Origin of the sequence: Oleisolibacter albus (genome assembly GCF_003336875.1) — a bacterium.
Lineage (GTDB): Bacteria > Pseudomonadota > Alphaproteobacteria > Azospirillales > Azospirillaceae > Niveispirillum > Niveispirillum album.
The window spans coordinates 436,144-454,203 of sequence record NZ_QGNJ01000001.1; the positions used below are offsets into that span (position 1 = coordinate 436,144).

The following is an 18,060-nucleotide window of genomic DNA, read 5'->3' on the forward strand; positions in this document are numbered from 1 at the left end:
GGGCCTCCGCCGGGACGATATCAATCCAGGGGCATACCGCCATCGAGACGCCCATCGACAAACCCATCCACATGCATGGACAGTTCGCGCTCGGCGGCACCATGGGCCACGGCATAGAGCCGCGCCACCATGCTGCCCTTCTCCACGGGGCCGAAAGCACGGCCGCTTTCCTGCTCCTTGCGTTCGACCGTCCGGATCATGGCGGCCAACAGGATCTCGTCGAGGCCGGGGGAAACGACGGGCTTGGCCGGCGGGGGAGTCGACCGCTGCTCCGTCTCGACCAGCATCGGGCCACGCCCCGACAGCAGCCAGTTGATGTTGACCCCCCAGCCCAGCAGAAGCTGCAGCCAGTCGAGCTTCGGCGGGCCATCCTCCCCTTCATAGGCAGCGTAGGTCGAGGTTGGCAGACCGAGCTTTGCTGCCATCCGGGCCCGGCTGTTGAGACCGAACTGCCGGCGCACCAGCGACAGCCTGTGTGCGATCGGATTCATGAGCACCTCCCGCCCCTATGGCGGTGCAGTACCGGAACTTCCGATTTTCTGACAATCTCGGCCCCAGAAAACCGCCATTGGTTACTGGGATATGCTGAAATGCCGAAAAAGTCGTAAAGCACAGGGGTGAAATCTACCGATTTATCGTTGACAGTCGGTTTTTCGTTTAATAGCTTGATTTTCATCGACATCGTTCTTCAGCACGATGGGAAGGGGGCAAACCTTCCCTGGGTTACGTCCGGTTGACGGGGGCAATGATGTACGGAACGACAGGTGAATGGGGCCTCCCCCTTTCGCATGACGTGACCGCCATCGACTGGAGTGGCTGAAACCAGCATGGCCGCAGAAGCCAGCGTGATCATAAAATCCTAAGAAATCTCACCACCTCTCGTCGCATGACGCGGGTGAGGTGGAAGTTGGTCCAAGCGGACAGCGGCGTTGTGTCGCTGCACCGACTTCTCTTTTTGCGTGCATCTGCGTGCCACCCCTCCTCGCAGAGACCCATCGGTCATCCTACCGTGGGCACCGGCCGCTCGCGCGCCAAAATCCGAAATCGCTCCCTTCTCCTGCCCGGTCTCCGCCGCGGGATGGGAGTGCCTTTGCCTGTTGGGGGCTGGCACAGCCGGTCAGGAACGAGGATCGAGGCATTGGGGGCATCGTGCGGGGCGGGGCAGGAATAGGATAGCTTTCATGCTAAACAATATCCGGATCAGCACAAAGATTCTGGCAGTTGTCGCCTTTCTGGCTCTGACCGCCGGCGTGATCGCCGGTATCGGCATCTGGAGCCTGTCGGAGGTCAGCACCTCCAGCACCCACATCCACATGGCGTCCAAGGATGTGCTCTTCGGCGCCCGCATCCGCCGGCTGGCGGTGGAATTGAGCCGCGAGGAACAGCGGCTGGTCGGGAATCCGGCGGCGGTGGCCAGCATCACGGCCACAACGGCCAAACAGCGGCAGGAGATCGAGACCTATCTGGCTGAACTGGCAAAGACCAAGACCCCGGCCAGCACCCCGCTGCTGGAGGCGACAGAGGCCGCCTATCGCCGCTATGCCAACAGCCTGACGCAGACGCTGGGAGCCGCCGGCGGCTCGGGCACGGACGCGGAAAAGCGCGCGTCCATCCTGACCGCCATCCAGACCAGCAGCGAGGCCCTGGCCGCCTTCGAGAAGGCGGTTCTGGATTATGTCAACCATATCAACGCGCAGGAGGACCGGATCGCCGCCGATGTGGCCAGCATGGCCCAGCGGACCGAGACGGTCCTGATCATCATTGCCCTGGGCGGCATCGCGCTCGGCCTGGGCATCGGCCTGGCCGTGGCCCGTCAGGGCATTATCGCCCCGCTGAATGCGGTGGTCGCCTGTCTGCGCCGGCTGGCCGACGGGGATCTGACGGTGGAGGTCTTCGGCGTCGGCCGCCGCGACGAGATCGGGGCCATCGCCGAGACCATGCAGGTGTTCAAGCAGAATGCCCTTGAGCGCGAACGGATGGCCGAGGCCCGGCGCCAGGAACAGCAGATCAAGGAAGAACGGACCCGCACCGTCACCGCCATGATCTCCCGCTTCGATGGCGAGGTGAGCGAGATCCTGCAGGTGGTGACCTCCGCCGCCACCGAGCTGGAGGCCACGGCCCAGAGCCTGTCCTCGGCCGCCGAGCAGGTGTCGCAGCAGTCCGGCGTGGTGGCCAGTTCCACCCGTCAGGCCTCGGCCAGTGTCCAGACCGTGGCGTCCGCGACCGAGGAGATGTCCAGCTCCATCCAGGAGGTGGCGCGGCAGATGAGCACGTCACGCGACATGGCCAGCCGCGCCACGGAAGAGGCCACGGCGGCACAGACCCGCATCCGCCAGCTGGACGAGGCCGGCAAGCGCATCAACGACGTCATCGCCCTGATCGAGAGCATCGCCGGCCAGACCAATCTGCTGGCCCTGAACGCCACCATCGAGGCGGCCCGGGCCGGCGAGGCCGGCAAGGGCTTCGCCGTGGTCGCCAGCGAGGTCAAGACCCTGGCCAACCAGACGGCCCGCGCCACCGATGATATCCGCGGCCAGATCGCCGGCATGCAGGACACCATCCAGCACACGGTCGATGCCATCACCCGCGTGACCGACGTCATCTACCGGCTGAACGAGATGGCGACATCGGTCGCCTCGGCGGTGGAAGAGCAGACAGCCGCCACCGGCGAGATCAGCCGCAACGCCACCGAAGCGGCCATCGGCACCGAGGAGGTGGTCAGGGCCATCGGCGGCGTCCAGGGCGGGGCCGCCAGCTCCGCCTCCGGTGCCGTGCAGGTGCTGACCGCATCCCGAGACCTGGCAAGCCGGGCCGTGCGGCTGCGGCAGTCGGTCGAAACCTTCATTACGGGTGTTAAAGCCAGTTGAGCACAGACGTCCAGCAGACGGCACAGCCATGACCGGGAAAGCGCTTCCCCCCGACGCTGGCCCCAAGCGGCCCGCCCGGCAATTGACCCTGGCCGAACGGGTAGCCCGCCTGGCCTGGTTCGACTGTGCCGACGGCGCCACCCGCCGTGACCTGGCCCACCAGTCGGCCCGCCCCCAGTCCCAGGGCGCGCCGACAGGCGAGGCCCGGCCCTTCTCTGTGCGCAAGCCGCGCCCGTTGCGCTAGGCGCCGCTCCCGTCCGCGTTCCGGCCGCCGCCGGAACGCAGGCGGGACGCGGACATGGCAGCCGGGCACGCACGCCCTTGCCAGGACACTGCCTCTTACGGGATGATCGCGATGGCGGTCACCCCGATAGGACGACTCGGATGTATTACCCGGAGGCCCTGCCCCCGATCATCGCCTTCCTGCGTGACATCGGCCTCGCGGTGGAGATCGGGCCGGGAGCAGCGGGCGGCTTCCTGCCGGGGGTCAATATCCATGCCGGAATCCTGCATGTGGACCCGGATACCCTGGTCGGTTCAGGCGACGTGCTGCACGAGGCGGGTCACATCGCCATCGTGCCCCGGCGCTTCTGGCCGCAGCTGGGCACCGATCTGCAACAGAGCACCACCGCCGCCATCACGGCGGAGATGGGGGTACCGGATGATCCGGTCCTGCGCCAGATCCAGCTGAACAGCGAGGGCATGGCCCAGGCCTGGTCCTATGCCGCGGCCCTGGCCATCGGCGTGCCGCCGGCCTGCATCTTCTTCCCCGGCGCCTACAAGCACACCGATTATGAGGGCACCCACCCCATGCAGCGCTGGATCGAGAGCGGAACCCATTTCGGTCTTCCGTCCCTGGCCCAAGCCGGCATGACCGGCGTCGCCGGCCCCTTTGCCCTGCTCCAGAACAACGGCCTGCCGCCCTTTCCGCAGATGACGCGCTGGCTGCTGGACTGACGGGAGCGCCGCCGGGATCTACGGGATGCACACCACGTAATTCAAAAAGAAAAAGGGTGCGCTCCGGTAGGAGCGCACCCTTTCCTGTATCCGGTTCCTGTATCCGGACCGCGGTGACCCGCGGCCGGCGATCAGAAGCGGTAGCCGATGCCGACGCCGATCAGCCACGGATCGATGTCCGCATCGCCCTTCACCAGCGGAATACCGGCCAGACCCTTCACCTTGACGTCGGTGTTCAGGAAGATCTTCTTGACGTCGAAGTTCAGGAGCAGACGGTCGGTGATGAAGTAATCGACACCGGCCTGCAGGGCCCAGCCGAAGCTGTTGTCGTAGGAGACATCGACGCCCTTAATGTTCTTGCTCTCTTTGTCACCATAGAAAATGGTGTAGTTGATGCCGGCGCCGACATAGGGGCTGAAGGCCGACTTCGGAGCGAAGTGGTACTGCAGGGTCAGGGTCGGCGGCAGCAGCCAGACGCTGCCCAGATCGGCATCGCCGACCGGCGTGCCGGTGACGCTGACTTCATGCTGGGTGGTGCCCAGGATCAGCTCGGCGGCGATGTTGTCGGTGAAGAAGTAGCTGAAGTCCAGCTCGGGGATCACCTGGTCGCTGACATGGCCCTTGCCGGCGATCTTGGCGCCACCGACGGACAGGTTCACATCCTCGTCCGGGGTCACCAGCACGGCGCGGCTGCGCACGATCAGGTCGCCCTTGGCCTTCTCGGCATGAGCCTGCGGCGCGGCGGCCAGCAGCGCCACGGCGGCGCAGGACATGGCGGCAAAGCCAGCGAAACCTCTCATGACTTGCTCTCCTTTATCGTGCGCTCGCCGAATAATCAGGTGCGCTGCGCACTTGTGGTTGTCTTTGACAAGGAGAGCTTTTAAGGGCCGCACTGGGGTGCTGCCCTGATTTGGATCAATTGGAGATTTGCACGGCGCGGCCACTGATCTGTTCGGCTGCACCGTGCCATCTTAGCAACAGTTAGGCGACCACCGGACTGACGGATCAATAGACCCCGCCGGTTCCGGTGCCGACATTGGCCGGCGGCGCCGCCTCACCGGGCGCCCCTTCGCCTTCGGCGGGAACGATGGCGGCCCCCTGGTCGCCGCCGTCCAGCACGCCTTCATTGCCGCGCGGCTCGGTCCCGGGGATGAAGGCCTCCCAGATGGCGTTGCGCTCACCGGCACCGGCCAGACGACCGGTTTCCGGATCAACGCGGACCATGCGCAGTCCCGGCGGCACACGGAAGGGGGTGGCCGGGGCGTTGGCCAGCGCCGCGGCCAGGAAATCCTTGGCGATCGGCACGGCCACGCTGGAGCCGCTCTCATGGTCGCCCAGCGACCGCGGCTGATCGTAGCCGACAAAGATGCCCACGGCCAGGTCGGGGGAGAAACCGACGAACCAGGCATCCATGGCGTCGTTGGTGGTGCCGGTCTTGCCGGCCAGGGGCTTGCCGATCTCCTTCAGCCGCGTGCCGGTGCCGCGCTGGACCACGCCCTCCAGCATGGACACGATCTGATAGACCGTGCGCGGGTCGGCGATCTGCGGCCGGTTGTCCGGCAGAAGCGGCACCTGGGCCGGATCGACCGGCGCCGCGGCGGGTGCGGCCATGGCGGGAGTCGTCACGGGAGCGGTCGCCGGAGCCATGACCGCCGGGGTCGCGGGCACCGCGGCGGACGCCGGATCGGCGGCAACGGGCGGGGACAGCGGATCGCTGCACCCGGCACAGGGCCGGTTGTCGTGGCGGTAGATGGTCCTGCCGGTCCGGTCCTGCACCCGGTCGATGAAGGTCGGCATGACCTTGCGTCCACCATTGACCAGCATGCTGTAGGCCGTGGTCAGGCGCAGAACCGTGGTCTCCCCGGCGCCCAGCGACATCGACAGCTGCGCCGGCAGATTGTCGTAGATGCCGAACTTGCGGGCCGTCTCCACGATCGGCTCCATGCCGATATACTGGGCCAGACGCACGGTCATGACGTTGCGCGACTTCTCGATGCCGACGCGCAGCGGCGTCGGCCCATAGAAGCGCTCGCTGTAGTTCGACGGACGCCATTTGCCCAAGCCCGGCCCCTGGTCCATGGCGAAGGGTGCATCCAGCACCAGGGAGCTGGGGGTGAAGCCCTGGTCCAGCGCCGTAAGATAGACGAACGGCTTGAAGGCGGAGCCCGGCTGGCGCATGGCCTGGGTGGCACGGTTGAACACGCTCATCCGGGCGCTGAAACCACCGCTCATGGCCAGGACACGGCCCGTATGCGGGTCCATGGCCACCAGGGCACCCTGCACCGCCGGAATCTGGCGCAGGGCATAGGTGACGCGGGCCGCCTTGCCCTCCGCAGCCTTGCCATCGGCGCCCCGGGCGTCCGGCGCCTTGTCCGATGCCTTCTCCGACAGCGGCTCCACCATGACCACATCGCCCATCGACAGGGCGTCGGCCGGCTTCTGCACCATCGGGCCGACGATGCGCCCGTCCTTGGCCTTGCGCGCCCATTTCAGTTCGGACAGGGGCAGGATGCCCCGTCCGCCGTCGGCGAAGCCGATGCGGGCCTCCTCCGCCGTCAGCTCCAGCACGGCGGCCAGCGTCCAGGCCTCACCGCCCGGCGGCGTGCGGATGCCGGCCAATTGCTCCTTCCAGCCGTCGACCGTATCGAGATGGGCCACCGGACCGCGCCAGCCGTCGCGCCGGTCATAGGCCATGAGCCCGCTGCGCAGGGCATGGGTGGCGTAAGTCTGGATCTGCGGGTTCAGCGTGGTGCGCACCGACAGGCCGCCACCATAGAGCGCCTGTTCGCCATAGACGCCGGCCAGCTCGCGCCGGACCTCCTCGACGAAGTAATCGGCCTCGATGGTGTCGGCGCCGCGGCCGTCACGGAAATTGATCGGCTCCCGCGCCGCCTGCTCCGCCTCCTCGGCGGTGATGAAGCCATCCTCGCGCATGCGGCCGATGACATAGTTGCGCCGCGCCGCCGCCGCGTCGCGGAAGCGCTCGCGGAAATAACGGTCGGGCGCCTTGGGCAGGCTGGCCAGGAAGGCAGCCTCGGCAATGGTCAACTCGTCCAGCGCCTTGTCGAAATAGTTCAGCGCCGCGGCGCCGACACCATAGGCCCGGTTCCCCAGATAGATCTCATTGAGATAGATCTCCAGGATCTGGTCCTTGGACATGGCCTGTTCGATGCGCGAGGCCAGCATGGCCTCCTTCAGCTTGCGCACATAGCTGACATCATTGGTCAGCAGGAAATGGCGGGTGATCTGCTGGGTGATGGTGCTGGCACCGATGGGACGGCGATCCTGGCCGATATTCTTGAGATTCTGCACCGCGGCGCGCAGCACGGCGAACCAGTCGACGCCGCCATGGTCGTAGAAATTCTGGTCCTCGGCCGAGATGAAGGCACGGGAGACGCGCTTGGGGATCGCCTCGATCGGCACGAAGACGCGGCGCTCGCTGGCGAATTCCGCCACCAGCCGACCGTCGCCGGCATGGACGCGGGTGGCGACGGGCGGACGGTAATCCGCCAGCTGCCGGTACTCCGGCAGGTCACGCCCATAGCGCCAGATGGCGAATCCGATGGCACCGGCCCCGAGACCGGCCAGGACCGCCAGCAGGGCGACCACACCCACGACAATACGCTTCATCGTCAAAACCCGCCTGTTTTCCGCCTGCGCGCACGCCCCCGGCAGCGCCGGGTATGAAAATCCCGTCGGGCGGGGTCCCGCCCTTCCACCGATGCAGGCTATGCCCAATTATGTCCTGATCAAGACCGGCTCAATACCGTGTCTTTGGCAAAGAAGGCATCGACGGCACGCACGAAGGCCGCCCCGAGACGCTTCTGATGCGTCTGCGATGCCAGAAGCTTGGCGTCGCCACGGTGGGAGAGGTAGCCCATCTCCACCAGCACCGACGGAATGTCCGGCGCCGTCAGCACGGCGAAGCCGGCCGACCGCAGCGGCCGGTTCGGCAGCACCGCCACCTGCCGGTCCAGCGATCCCAGGAAACCCGAGGCGAACCGCAGCGACCGGTTCATGGTATCGCGCTGGGCCATGTTGATGAGGATGCTGGCCACCTGGGCCGAGCGGGCCTTGAGATCGACGCCGGCGATGGCATCCGACAGGTTCTCCCGCTCCGCCAGCATGGCGGCCTCCTTGTCGGACGCAGTCTCCGACAGGGTGTAGACGGACAGGCCACGGACCTCGCTGCGGCCGATGCTGTCGGCATGCAGCGAGATGAACAGATCGGCCCCCTTGTCGCGCGCGAAGGCCACACGCTCGCGCAGGGGGATATAGATGTCGCGGTCGCGGGTCATCTCCACACGGTAGCGGCCGGTGGCCAGCAATTGACGCCGCACCTCCCTGGCCATGGCCAGGGTGATTTCCTTCTCATGCACGCCGTTGACGGCATGGGCACCGGGGTCCTTGCCGCCATGGCCGGGGTCCAGCACCACCAGGGGCTTGGTCAGCGGCTTGCGCGCCACCGGCGGCGGCACCGTGGCCGCAGCCACCCGGGCCGCCGGCGGCAAAGCGGCTGGCGGGTTCGCCGCCGCCAGCGTGCCGGCCGTCTGGCCCGCCCGGGTGCGGCCGTCGCCGGGAGACAGATCGAGGATGAAGCGCGGCGGATGGCCATCGCGCGGCGGGATCACGGCCGCCTGCAGCACATGGATCGGACCGGTGGTGTCCAGCACCAGCCGGCTGCGCCCGGCCGCCGCAGGCTCGCGGCCGACGGCGCGCACCAGCCCCCGCCCCTGCGGCAGCGACGGCACGGCCCAGGCCAGTTCCGGCAGATCGATCACCACGCGCCAGGGGTTTGACTGCGTCTCCACCCGGAACGGGGTGGCGGCGGACAGGTCCAGCACGAACCGGGTCTTGTCGGGATGGACGCCCAAGCGGGCACCCAGAATCTGATGCTCCGCCCCGGCCGTGGCCAGCCCGGCGGCGGGCAGCGCCGCCGTCTGCGCCGTCATCTGCCCCGAAGCCGTCCGGGCAGACGCCCCCCCCGCCAGCAGGGCGACGCACGCGATGCAGAGCACGGCAAGGCCGTGACGCAGCCAGCTGGTCGGGCCATGGGGCAAGGATCACCTCGACTCGGGGGACCTTCAGGACGAACGGCACCCTTTATACCCCTAACGAATCAGGGGCTTCAACGCCGTTCATGACAGCGCGACTCATGTCACGGCCCGGTGTGACCCCGATGTACCAGACCGATCGAAGGAGGAGAGGTGGTAGGGTTAAATTCTTTCATTGTGGAACACCCGGACGATGTTTATCCTGTGTCCCGCGACAAACCGCTCTCCTCCAAGCGCCCCCTTCCCGGGGCGTCTGCGTCGCCCCCGAACCCGCGCCATCGGCCGTTTTGCGCCCGTATCGCGACTGTGGGCCGTGACGCTTCTGGAAAGCGGTCCTGTGAAACCACGGAGCTGGTTTCGAGCCGGTGAGCCGGCCCGAACCCCGGCATCGGCATGATGGCCCGTCCTGGCCGCTTCCCCGGAAGCGCCGTTCGACAGGTTGAACTCCGTGCCGCCCGCTCCGCAGCAGACGGTGGCGACTGCCAGCCGACCCGCGTCGCACGGGTGGTCGGTGTGGCCACGGGGACGACATATGGCCAAGCGTATGCTTGTGGACGCCACGCATCCGGAGGAAACCCGGGTCGTCGTGGTGAATGGAAACCGCCTGGACGAGCTTGATTTCGAGATCGCCTCCAGGAAGCAGCTGAAGGGCAACATCTATCTGGCCCGGGTCATCCGGGTGGAGCCCTCGCTGCAGGCCGCCTTCGTCGAGTATGGCGGCAACCGGCACGGGTTCCTGGCCTTCTCGGAAATCCATCCGGACTATTACCGCATCCCGGTCGCCGACCGCGAAGCCCTGCTGCGCGAGCAGCAGGAGCTGGAAGAGGAGCGCGAGCGCCAGGCCATCGAACGGGCCGATGCCGAGGACGGCAGCATCGAGGAACAGACGGCCGACCTGCCGCTGCCGGACGATGTGGGGGGCGCCCCCCCCGCCCCGATCGAGGCCGGCCTGAGCGATGACGGGACCGAGGCCAACGGGGCCGGTGCCGACGGGACCGATCCCGACAGCGCCCTTGAGGGAGCCAGCCCGCTGGGGGCCGCGGGGGCGGAGACGTCCGCCGAGGATGCCGCCGAGGATGCCCCCGAGGAGGCTGCCGCGCCGGCCAAAAGCCGCCGCCGCCCGCGCTTCCGTCACAGCAATGGCCGCGAGCGGCGCATGAACGCCGCCGCCGACACCGGCGAGACCATCGAAGAGGAGCCGGAGGACGAGGCGCGCCCGGCCCGCCGCCGCCCGCTGCGCAGCTACAAGATCCAGGAAGTCATCAAGCGCCGGCAGATCCTGCTGGTGCAGGTGACCAAGGAGGAGCGCGGCAACAAGGGTGCGGCCCTGACGACATACCTGTCGCTGCCCGGCCGCTATGCCGTGCTGATGCCGAACACCCCGCGCGGCGGCGGCATCTCCCGCAAGATCACCAACCCTGCCGACCGCAAGCGGCTGAAGGAGATGCTGGAGGAGTTCGACATCCCCTCGGGCATGTCGGTGATCCTGCGCACCGCCGGCATCGAGCGCAGCAAGCCGGAGATCCGGCGCGACCTCGAATATCTCATGCGCCTGTGGGACAGCATCCGCGAGACGACGCTGCAGTCGGTGGCGCCGGCGCTGATCTATGAAGAGGCGAACCTGATCAAGCGGTCCATCCGCGATCTGTACGCCAACGACATCGACGAGATCCATGTGGAGGGCGAGGACGGCTATCGCACCGCCAAGGACTTCATGCGGATGCTGATGCCCAGCCACGCCAAGAAGATCCAGCTCTACAAGGACGAGGGCATTCCCCTGTTCCACCGCTTCCAGGTGGAGGGTGCCATCGAGGCGATGTTCAACCCGGTGGTCCAGCTGAAGTCGGGCGGCTACATCGTCATCAACCAGACCGAGGCGCTGGTCGCCATCGACGTCAACTCCGGCCGCTCCACCAAGGAGCGCAACATCGAGGAGACGGCGCTGAAGACCAATCTGGAGGCCGCCGACGAGGTGGCGCGCCAGCTGCGTCTGCGCGATCTGGCCGGCCTGGTCGTCATCGACTTCATCGACATGGAGGACGGGCGCAACAACGCCGCCGTCGAGAAGCGCCTGAAAGAGGCGATGAAGTCCGACCGTGCCCGCATCCAGCTGGGCCGCATCAGCCCGTTCGGCCTGCTGGAACTGTCGCGCCAGCGGCTGCGTCCCAGCCTGCAGGAGATCAACTTCGAGCGCTGCCCGCACTGCCAGGGCACCGGCCTCATCCGCTCGCAGGAAAGCGCGGCGCTGGCCGTGCTGCGGGCCATCGAGGAGGAAGGCATCCGCCGCCGCTCCAGCGAGATCACCGTCACCTGCGCCAGCAGCGTCACGCTCTATATCCTCAACCAGAAGCGTGAGGTTCTGGCGGATATCGAGCGGCGGCACGGCCTGCGCGTCTATATGCAGGCCGATGACCAGCTGACCGGCCCGGACCACCGGCTGGAGCGGATCAAGGCCAAGCTGCCGGGCGAAGAGAGCGCCCCCGCCCCCGTGGTGGCGGAAAAGGTCTTCGCCATGACCGAGCGCCAGCTGGAGCAGGAGGAGGCCGCCGCCGAGGCTGCCGAGGCCGAGGCCGCCGGTGAGGAGGAAGCCGAGGAGAGCGCCAACCCGCCCGCCCCGTCCGCCGGCAATGGCGAGCGCGAAGGCCGTGGCCGCCGCCGCCGGCGCCGCCGTCGTCGGGGCGACCGGCCGGACAGCCGCGCCCTGGACCCGCAGGGTGAGGATGAGGGCGCCGAGGGTGACGAGGACAGCGACGAGACCGGCGAGATGCCGGCTGCCATCGCCGCCGCCCCCGGTGCCGAGGACGGTCCTGCCGGGGATGAGGCTGCCGAGGACGCTGCCGCGGAGACGGCCGACGCAGCCGACGATGAGGACAGCGAAAAGCGCAAGCGTCGCCGCGGCAAGCGCGGTGGGCGCCGGCGCGGACGCGGGTCCGACGAAGCCGAGAGCACGGCCGACAGCCTGGCCGACGCGGCGCCCCTGACGCCCCCCCTGACTGCGGTCGAAGCGGCCGTGGAGCAGGTGGCCGACAGCGTCGCCGCCGCCGTCGAGGCGGTGGTTCCGGCCGAGGCTGTGACGGCGGATGCCGCGGCTCTGGTGGAGCCGGCAGTGACGGAGGACGCCCCTGCCGCCAAGAAGCGGCCCAGCCGCAGCCGTAAGAAGGCCGCCGAGCCTGTCGCGGCCGAACCGGTGCCCGCGGTCGAAACCGTGGCGGAACCGGCCGAGGCGACCCCGGCGCCGAAGAAGCGCGCCAGCCGCAAGAAGGCCGCCGAGCCTGTCGCGGCCGAGGTGGCGCCCGAGGCCGAAGCCCCGGCGGCCAAGCCGTCGCGCAGCAAGGCCCGGACCAAGGCCGCCGCGGCCAAGGCCGAGCCGGTCCCCGAAGCCGAGGCAGCACCGGCGCCGAAGAAGCGCGCCAGCCGCAAGAAGGCCGCAGAACCGGCCGTGGCCGAGGCGGCACCGGCGATCAGCGAGACGCCGGCCGAGCCTGTGGCCAACAGCGCGCCGCTGACGGGCGAGCCGACGGAGGCCGCCGCGGAGACCGAGTCCCCGCGCCGCGGCTGGTGGAGCAAGCGCCGCTGACGGCGGTCACGACGCCGACCAGCAAAACGGGGGGATGCATGGGCATCCCCCCGTTTTCATATCGGCACGGGAGATGCCGCCCGGACGCGGCCCCGGGGATCAGAGCGGGCGCCAGGCCTTGGCCAGGCGGACGAACCCGTCCACATCCACCTCTTCCGCCCGCGCGGTCGGGGCGATGCCGACGCTTTCCAGCAGCGGCTCGGGCGTGTGCAGCAGGCCCTTGAGGCTGGCGCGCAGCATCTTGCGGCGCTGGCCGAAGGCCGCGGCCACCAGCGCCTCCATGGTGGCGAAGGCGGGATCGTCGGCGGAACGCATCCGGGGCGTCAGCCGCACCACGGCGCTGTCCACCTTGGGCGGCGGGGTGAAGGCCCGCGCCGGCAAATCCATGACCGCGCGGCAGTCCGCCAGCCACTGGCACATCACGGCCAGACGGCCATAGGCGCCGCTGCGCGGGCGGGCGACGATGCGGTCGGCCACCTCCTTCTGGAACATCAGCGTCAGCGACACATACTGGTCGATGCGCTTCAGCCAGCCGATCAGCAGCGGCGTGCCCACATTGTAAGGCAGGTTCGAGACCACGGCGCGCGGCGCCGGGACAAGATCGACCGGGTCCACCTCCAGCGCATCGGCCTGCACCAGCCGCAGCCGGCCACCGGCGGCGGCGATGAGATCGGCCAAAGCCGCGGCGAAGCGCGGGTCGCGCTCCACCGCCACCACGCCCTGCGCCCTGCTCTCCACCAGGGCGCGGGTCAGGCCGCCGGGGCCGGGCCCCACCTCCACCACGGTGACGCCGGTGAAATCCCCGGCCTCGCGCACGATGCGGCGGGTGACATTGAGGTCGAGCAGGAAATGCTGGCCGAAGGCCTTCTTGGCTGCCAGATCATGGCGGGCGATGACGTCGCGCAGCGGCGGCAGGCTGGCCAGATCGGGGTGCGGCCGCTCGGCGGGCACCGGATCGACGGCCGGCGGAATGGTCATGGTCATGGCGGTCAGGCTCCGGCGCGGCGGTCGGCCAGATCCGCGGCCCGGCGCAGCGCCGCCACCAGACTGCTGGCGCTGGCGCCGCCGGTTCCGGCGAGGCCGAGCGCCGTGCCGTGGTCCGGCGAGGTGCGGATGAAGGGCAGGCCGAGGGTGATGTTGACGCCCGTATCGAAATCCAGGGTCTTCAGCGGGATCAGGCCCTGGTCGTGGTACATGCAGACCACGGCGTCATGGCGGGCGCGGGCACCGGCATGAAACAGCGTGTCGGCGGGATACGGGCCGCTGGCCGCGATCCCCTCCCCCTGCAGCACCGCCACGGCCGGGGCGATGATGTCGATCTCCTCCCGCCCCATGCTGCCGGATTCGCCGGCATGGGGATTGAGGGCGGCCACGGCCAGCCGCGGCGCAGCGATGCCGAAATCGCGGCGCAGGGCGGCATGGGTGACACGGGCCACATGCAGGATGGAGTCGGCCGTCAGGCGGAGCGCCGCCTCCCGCAGCGCCAGATGGATGGTGGCCAGCACCACACGCAGGCCGCCGCCCTCCAGCAGCATCACCGTGCCATCGTCGGACAGCCCGGCCAGATGGGCCAGATATTCGGTGTGGCCGGGCCAGCGGAACCCCGCCTGGTACAGGCTGCTCTTCTGGATGGGATTGGTGACCAGCGCTGCGGCATGGCCCTGGCGCACCAGATCCACCGCCCGGTCGATGCTGGCGATGACCGCCGGCCCGTTGGCCGGATCGGGCTGGCCCGGCACCACCGGCGCGGACACCGGCAGCGGCAGCACCGGCAGCGCCGTGCCGAACCGTGCCGGCACTGCCGCGGGGTCGGCGATGGCGCAGACCGGCACGTCCCAGCCGAGACGTGCGGCCAGGGACCGCAGGCGGTCCGGATCATCCAGCAGGAAGAAGGCCGGAAGCCCCTGCTCCTGCCGGGACATCCAGGCCTTCATCGCGATTTCACCGCCGATGCCGGCCGGCTCGCCCATGGTCAGGGCGAGCGGAAGACGGGCGGGCGCCACCATCACAGGCGGTATTCGATGGTGGCCGACCGGCGCAGGTCGCGCAGATAGCGGCGCTGCTGCATGTCCAGCCGCTCCAGGAACAGGGCGTTGCGCACCTGGTCCAGCGGCGGCAGGCTGCCTTCCGGCACCACGCGGTCGCAGACCATCAGGATCATGGCACCATGATCGGTCATCATCGGCGGCGTCGGCGTGCCGACACCCAGGCTGGAGACGAACTGGCCGATCTGCGCCGGCAGGTCGGCGATGCGGGTCAGCGGCTGGGCCAGGGTCTGGGCGCCGGGCAGGCGCTGGGCGGCGGCGTCCAGCGCCTCGCAGCTGGAGGCCTCCTCGGCCACCTGCTTGGCCGCCGCCATCACGGCCTCGGCCTGCTGCGCATTGCCCACCGGCAGCACGAACTGGCGCAGGCTGACCTGGATCTCCTTGGGATCGCCGGCGGAAACGGCGCGCTGGTCGCGCAGCCACAGGATATGGAAACCGGCCACGCTGCGGATGGGACGGGAGAACTGGCCCGGGCGCAGCTGCTGCAGGGCGCGGTCGAGATTCTCCTCCAGCTGGCCCTGCTGGATCCAGCCCAGGTCGCCGCCGGTGGCGGCACCGGCCGACTGGGAGAATTGCTGGGCCACGGCCTGGAAATTGGCCCCCTGCCCGATCTGGTCGACCAGACGGTCGGCCAGCTGGCTGGCCTGCTGCTCATCCGTGGGCTTGTCCACGGGAATGAAGATCTCGGAGACCAGATATTCCGGCTTGCCGGCATTGGCCTTGATGCGCTCGAGATAGGCGTTGACCTCCTCGTCGGCCACGACGACGCTCGGGCGCACGGCGCGCTGGACCAGCTTGCTCCAGGCGACATGGGCGATGGTCTGTTCGCGGATGGTGCTGAAGGGCACCCCGCTCTTGTCCAGCGCTTCCTTGAACTGGTCCATGGTCATGCGGTTGCGCTTGGCCAGATCGTTCAGCTCGTCATCCACATCATCCGGGCTGACGCTGACGGTACGCTGCCGCGCCTCCTGGATCTGCAGCCGCTCGTCGATCAGCAGGCGCAGCACCTGCGGCAGCAGGCGCTGCCGCGCCTCGGCCGTGTCCGGCAGGCCGGAGGAGACCAGGGCCAGCCGCAGGCGGGCCAGCACGTCGGCCATGGTGATGGCTTCCTCGTTGACCACGGCGGCGATGCGCCCCTCGGCAGGATCGCCCTGCTGCGCGGCCGCCGGATACGCGGCGAACAGGAAGGCGGCGGTGACGCCGGCGAGGGTGCTCCGGAGGAGGCTTTTCATGGTGCGTCGGATCACAGGCTGAGACATGGTGGGTTCTTATAGAGGTTAATCCGCCCGGAGGCAAAGCACCGGACGGTCAACCATCCTCCGTATGGAGCAGGGCGGCCATCCCCAGCATCACCGTGGCCCCCGCCGGGGCCCAGGCGGCCAGCATGGCGGGAATGCTCCCCGACAGGCCCAGGGCCTGGACCACATCGCGGATGACGAACAGGACCAGCGCCACCAGCAGGCCGCTGGCGATCAGCATCAGCGTCCCGCCCTGCCGGGTTTGCCGCAGGGCGAAGGCCGCCGCCAGCAGGACCATGGCGGCGAACAGCACGGGCTGGGCCAGCAGCGTGTGCCAGTAGAGCCGATGCCGCAGCGAGGACAGGCCCGTAGCCTCCAGCGTGGCGATGAAGCGCGGCAGCTCCCAGAAGGACTGGGTATCGGGCGGCGCGAAACTCTCCTGGATCCGCTCCTCCGTCAGCACCGTGGGCAGGCGGTAGCGGGCCAGGAATTCAGGCGCCCGGCCGGGACGGTTGTACCAGGCTTCGCGCAGGTCCCAATAGCCGGGGGCCAGAGTCGCGGCCTGGGCGTCGATGCGGCTGGTCAGGCCGCCCTCGGCGCCGTTCAGCAGCACCATGACCCGGCGCAGCTCCAGCGTGCCCGGCACCACCGACTCCGCGTGGATCAGATAGCCGCCGGTCTCCCCCGGCTGGCGCAGCCAGACGCCGGACTTCGACACGTCGAAGGACGAGGTCTGTCCGCGCAGATAGCGGTTCTCCAGCCGCTCATAGCGGGTCAGCATGGCGGAGAAGATGGGATTGAGCACGGTGATCTGCAGCACGCCCAGCGCCACCGCCACCAGCAGCACCGGGGCGATGAACTGCCAGACCGAAATGCCGCTGGCCCGCGCCACCACCAGCTCCTGCGTCCGCGTCAGGCGCGAGAAGGTGTAGAGGCCGCCGAACAGCACGACGAAGGGGAAGATCTGCTGCCCGATCTCCGGCAGCTTCAGCAGCCCCATGGCGACCACCAGCTGGAACGAGGCTTCGGGCCGGTTGGCGGCCCGGCGCAGCAGCTCCACCGTGTCCAGCAGGTAGATGATGGACAGCATCACGGCCAGGACCACCAGGAACCACAGCAGGAACTGGCGCCCGATATAGACGGACAGGGTCGTCGACAGGCGCATCAATGTCCCTCCGCCGTGGCGGCGGGACGGCCCAGCAGCCGCCGCATCCGCCGCCATTGCTTCATGTACCACAGGCCGCCGGCCACCGGCGCCAGCACCAGCAGATAGAGCAGCGGCGTCAGCGGCGGCGTCTTGCCCGCGAGATTGGCCACGCCCAGCACGGCGCTTTCCAGCACCAGCGCCGCCACGGCGGCGGCGGCGATGCGGCGGGTCCGGCCACGGCGCGAGAATTCGCCCGGCAGCAGGGCACAGAGCGCCAGCACGGTGAAGGCCGGCGCCAGCAGCGGCATCGACAGGCGGCTGTGCAGCTCGGCCCGCAGGCGCGAGGCGAACTGCTGATCCAGCGGGTCGGCCGAGATGTGCAGCAGCTGGCCCAGCGGCCGTTCGCGCGGGTCCGGCCAGCGCTGCCCCAGCTCCTTGCGCAGCGATTGCAGATCGACGGCGTAGCGGTCGAACTCCAGCCATTCCAGCTTGCCCGTGGCCTCGTGGAACTTCAGCTGGGTGCCGTTGAACACCACCACCCGCGGCGCGCCGTCGCCATCGACCAGCATGCCGCGGTCGGCAATGACGGTGGTGGCCTCCTCGGGGGAGCGCACATCATGGATCAGCAGGCCCGACAGCTCGCCATTGCGGCCACGGTCGCGCACATAGACGGTGAGGCCCGGCCCCACATCGTTGAAGGTGCCCTCGCGCAGCAGCACAGCCGTGTATTCGCTGCGGACCTCGTTGCGCAGGCGGATCATCTCCCGCTGGGCCGCCGGGCCGATGCTGATGGTCAGCGCATAGCAGATCAGGGCCACGACCACCGACAGCAGCAGGGCCGGCCGCGCCAGCGCCAGCGGCCCCAGACCGGCGGCCCGCATCACCACCAGCTCGCTGTCCATTGTCAGCCGGTTGTAGGTGAACAGCACCGCGGCCAGCAGCCCCACCGGCAGCACCAGATAGAGGAAGGTGGGAAAGGTCAGGATGGCCAACCGGAAGAACATGGACAGCGGCGCGCCGCCCTCCACCACCAGCTGGACCAGCCGCATGGACTGGGTCAGCCAGATGGCCACCGACAGGCCCGCGGTGACGAAGACCGTCGCCACCGTCAGGTTCCGAAGCAGATAACGGCTGATCTGGTTCATGCCTTCCCGTACCACAGAGCCGGGTCCGTT

General features: G+C 68.9%; 13 protein-coding genes. 4 read left to right on the forward strand and 9 right to left on the reverse strand.

Annotation, left to right across the window (positions count from 1 at the left end):
* Positions 1 to 20: 20 nt before the first annotated feature.
* Positions 21 to 491, reverse strand: coding sequence for a helix-turn-helix domain-containing protein (locus tag DK368_RS02070; protein WP_114391871.1), 471 nt, complete (start codon positions 489 to 491; stop codon positions 21 to 23).
* Between the two features lie 690 nt (positions 492 to 1,181).
* Between DK368_RS02070 and DK368_RS02075 the strand changes: the two genes are divergently transcribed.
* From DK368_RS02075 to DK368_RS02085, 3 genes are all read left to right on the forward strand, one after another.
* Entirely contained in the window at positions 1,182 to 2,867 is a 1,686-nt protein-coding gene (locus DK368_RS02075; protein WP_114391872.1) for a methyl-accepting chemotaxis protein, read from the forward strand.
* 28 nt (positions 2,868 to 2,895) lie between these two features.
* Positions 2,896 to 3,111: a hypothetical protein gene (locus DK368_RS02080; RefSeq protein ID WP_114391873.1), complete on the forward strand. Its 216-nt coding sequence runs from the start codon at positions 2,896 to 2,898 to the stop codon at positions 3,109 to 3,111.
* A gap of 140 nt (positions 3,112 to 3,251) precedes the next feature.
* Positions 3,252 to 3,824, forward strand: a complete 573-nt coding sequence (locus tag DK368_RS02085; protein ID WP_114391874.1) for a hypothetical protein — start codon at positions 3,252 to 3,254, stop codon at positions 3,822 to 3,824.
* 131 nt (positions 3,825 to 3,955) lie between these two features.
* Here DK368_RS02085 and DK368_RS02090 read toward each other — a convergent pair whose 3' ends face one another.
* The 3 genes from DK368_RS02090 to DK368_RS02100 all read right to left on the reverse strand — a co-directional run bounded on the left by DK368_RS02090 (position 3,956) and on the right by DK368_RS02100 (position 8,884).
* Positions 3,956 to 4,624: an OmpW/AlkL family protein gene (locus tag DK368_RS02090; protein ID WP_114391875.1), complete on the reverse strand. Its 669-nt coding sequence runs from the start codon at positions 4,622 to 4,624 to the stop codon at positions 3,956 to 3,958.
* A gap of 205 nt (positions 4,625 to 4,829) precedes the next feature.
* Complete coding sequence (locus tag DK368_RS02095; protein ID WP_114391876.1) at positions 4,830 to 7,454, reverse strand: penicillin-binding protein 1A; 2,625 nt, start codon at positions 7,452 to 7,454, stop codon at positions 4,830 to 4,832.
* Between the two features lie 119 nt (positions 7,455 to 7,573).
* Entirely contained in the window at positions 7,574 to 8,884 is a 1,311-nt protein-coding gene (locus tag DK368_RS02100) for an N-acetylmuramoyl-L-alanine amidase (protein WP_155524440.1), read from the reverse strand.
* A gap of 526 nt (positions 8,885 to 9,410) precedes the next feature.
* Between DK368_RS02100 and DK368_RS02105 the strand changes: the two genes are divergently transcribed.
* A complete protein-coding gene (locus DK368_RS02105) occupies positions 9,411 to 12,455 on the forward strand; it encodes an Rne/Rng family ribonuclease (protein ID WP_114391878.1) in 3,045 nt (1,014 codons plus the stop codon).
* A gap of 99 nt (positions 12,456 to 12,554) precedes the next feature.
* Here DK368_RS02105 and rsmA read toward each other — a convergent pair whose 3' ends face one another.
* The 5 genes from rsmA to lptF form a co-directional block, all read right to left on the reverse strand.
* Positions 12,555 to 13,439, reverse strand: coding sequence for a 16S rRNA (adenine(1518)-N(6)/adenine(1519)-N(6))-dimethyltransferase RsmA (rsmA, locus tag DK368_RS02110; RefSeq protein ID WP_420818883.1), 885 nt, complete (start codon positions 13,437 to 13,439; stop codon positions 12,555 to 12,557).
* 5 nt (positions 13,440 to 13,444) lie between these two features.
* The gene (gene pdxA, locus DK368_RS02115; RefSeq protein WP_114391879.1) at positions 13,445 to 14,461 is read right to left on the reverse strand and encodes a 4-hydroxythreonine-4-phosphate dehydrogenase PdxA; all 1,017 of its coding nucleotides are present in this window, start codon (positions 14,459 to 14,461) and stop codon (positions 13,445 to 13,447) included.
* A complete protein-coding gene (locus DK368_RS02120; RefSeq protein ID WP_162305822.1) occupies positions 14,461 to 15,732 on the reverse strand; it encodes a peptidylprolyl isomerase in 1,272 nt (423 codons plus the stop codon). The genes pdxA and DK368_RS02120 overlap by 1 nt, the downstream gene beginning before the upstream one ends.
* Before the next feature lie 76 nt (positions 15,733 to 15,808).
* The gene (gene lptG / locus DK368_RS02125) at positions 15,809 to 16,903 is read right to left on the reverse strand and encodes an LPS export ABC transporter permease LptG (RefSeq protein ID WP_114391881.1); all 1,095 of its coding nucleotides are present in this window, start codon (positions 16,901 to 16,903) and stop codon (positions 15,809 to 15,811) included.
* Complete coding sequence (gene lptF / locus DK368_RS02130) at positions 16,903 to 18,030, reverse strand: LPS export ABC transporter permease LptF (protein WP_114391882.1); 1,128 nt, start codon at positions 18,028 to 18,030, stop codon at positions 16,903 to 16,905. The genes lptG and lptF overlap by 1 nt, the downstream gene beginning before the upstream one ends.
* Between the last annotated feature and the right edge of the window lie 30 nt (positions 18,031 to 18,060).

Excerpts from the sequence above, each read along its gene's own strand:
- rsmA (WP_420818883.1), bottom strand. The coding sequence starts at position 13,439 with ATGACCATGACCATTCCGCCGGCCGTCGATCCGGTGCCCGCCGAGCGG.
- lptF (WP_114391882.1), bottom strand. The coding sequence starts at position 18,030 with ATGAACCAGATCAGCCGTTATCTGCTTCGGAACCTGACGGTGGCGACG.
- DK368_RS02120 (WP_162305822.1), bottom strand. The coding sequence starts at position 15,732 with ATGAAAAGCCTCCTCCGGAGCACCCTCGCCGGCGTCACCGCCGCCTTC.
- DK368_RS02075 (WP_114391872.1), top strand. The coding sequence starts at position 1,182 with ATGCTAAACAATATCCGGATCAGCACAAAGATTCTGGCAGTTGTCGCC.
- DK368_RS02095 (WP_114391876.1), bottom strand. The coding sequence starts at position 7,454 with ATGAAGCGTATTGTCGTGGGTGTGGTCGCCCTGCTGGCGGTCCTGGCC.
- pdxA (WP_114391879.1), bottom strand. The coding sequence starts at position 14,461 with ATGGTGGCGCCCGCCCGTCTTCCGCTCGCCCTGACCATGGGCGAGCCG.
- DK368_RS02080 (WP_114391873.1), top strand. The coding sequence starts at position 2,896 with ATGACCGGGAAAGCGCTTCCCCCCGACGCTGGCCCCAAGCGGCCCGCC.
- DK368_RS02070 (WP_114391871.1), bottom strand. The coding sequence starts at position 491 with ATGAATCCGATCGCACACAGGCTGTCGCTGGTGCGCCGGCAGTTCGGT.
- DK368_RS02085 (WP_114391874.1), top strand. The coding sequence starts at position 3,252 with ATGTATTACCCGGAGGCCCTGCCCCCGATCATCGCCTTCCTGCGTGAC.
- DK368_RS02090 (WP_114391875.1), bottom strand. The coding sequence starts at position 4,624 with ATGAGAGGTTTCGCTGGCTTTGCCGCCATGTCCTGCGCCGCCGTGGCG.
- DK368_RS02105 (WP_114391878.1), top strand. The coding sequence starts at position 9,411 with ATGGCCAAGCGTATGCTTGTGGACGCCACGCATCCGGAGGAAACCCGG.
- lptG (WP_114391881.1), bottom strand. The coding sequence starts at position 16,903 with ATGCGCCTGTCGACGACCCTGTCCGTCTATATCGGGCGCCAGTTCCTG.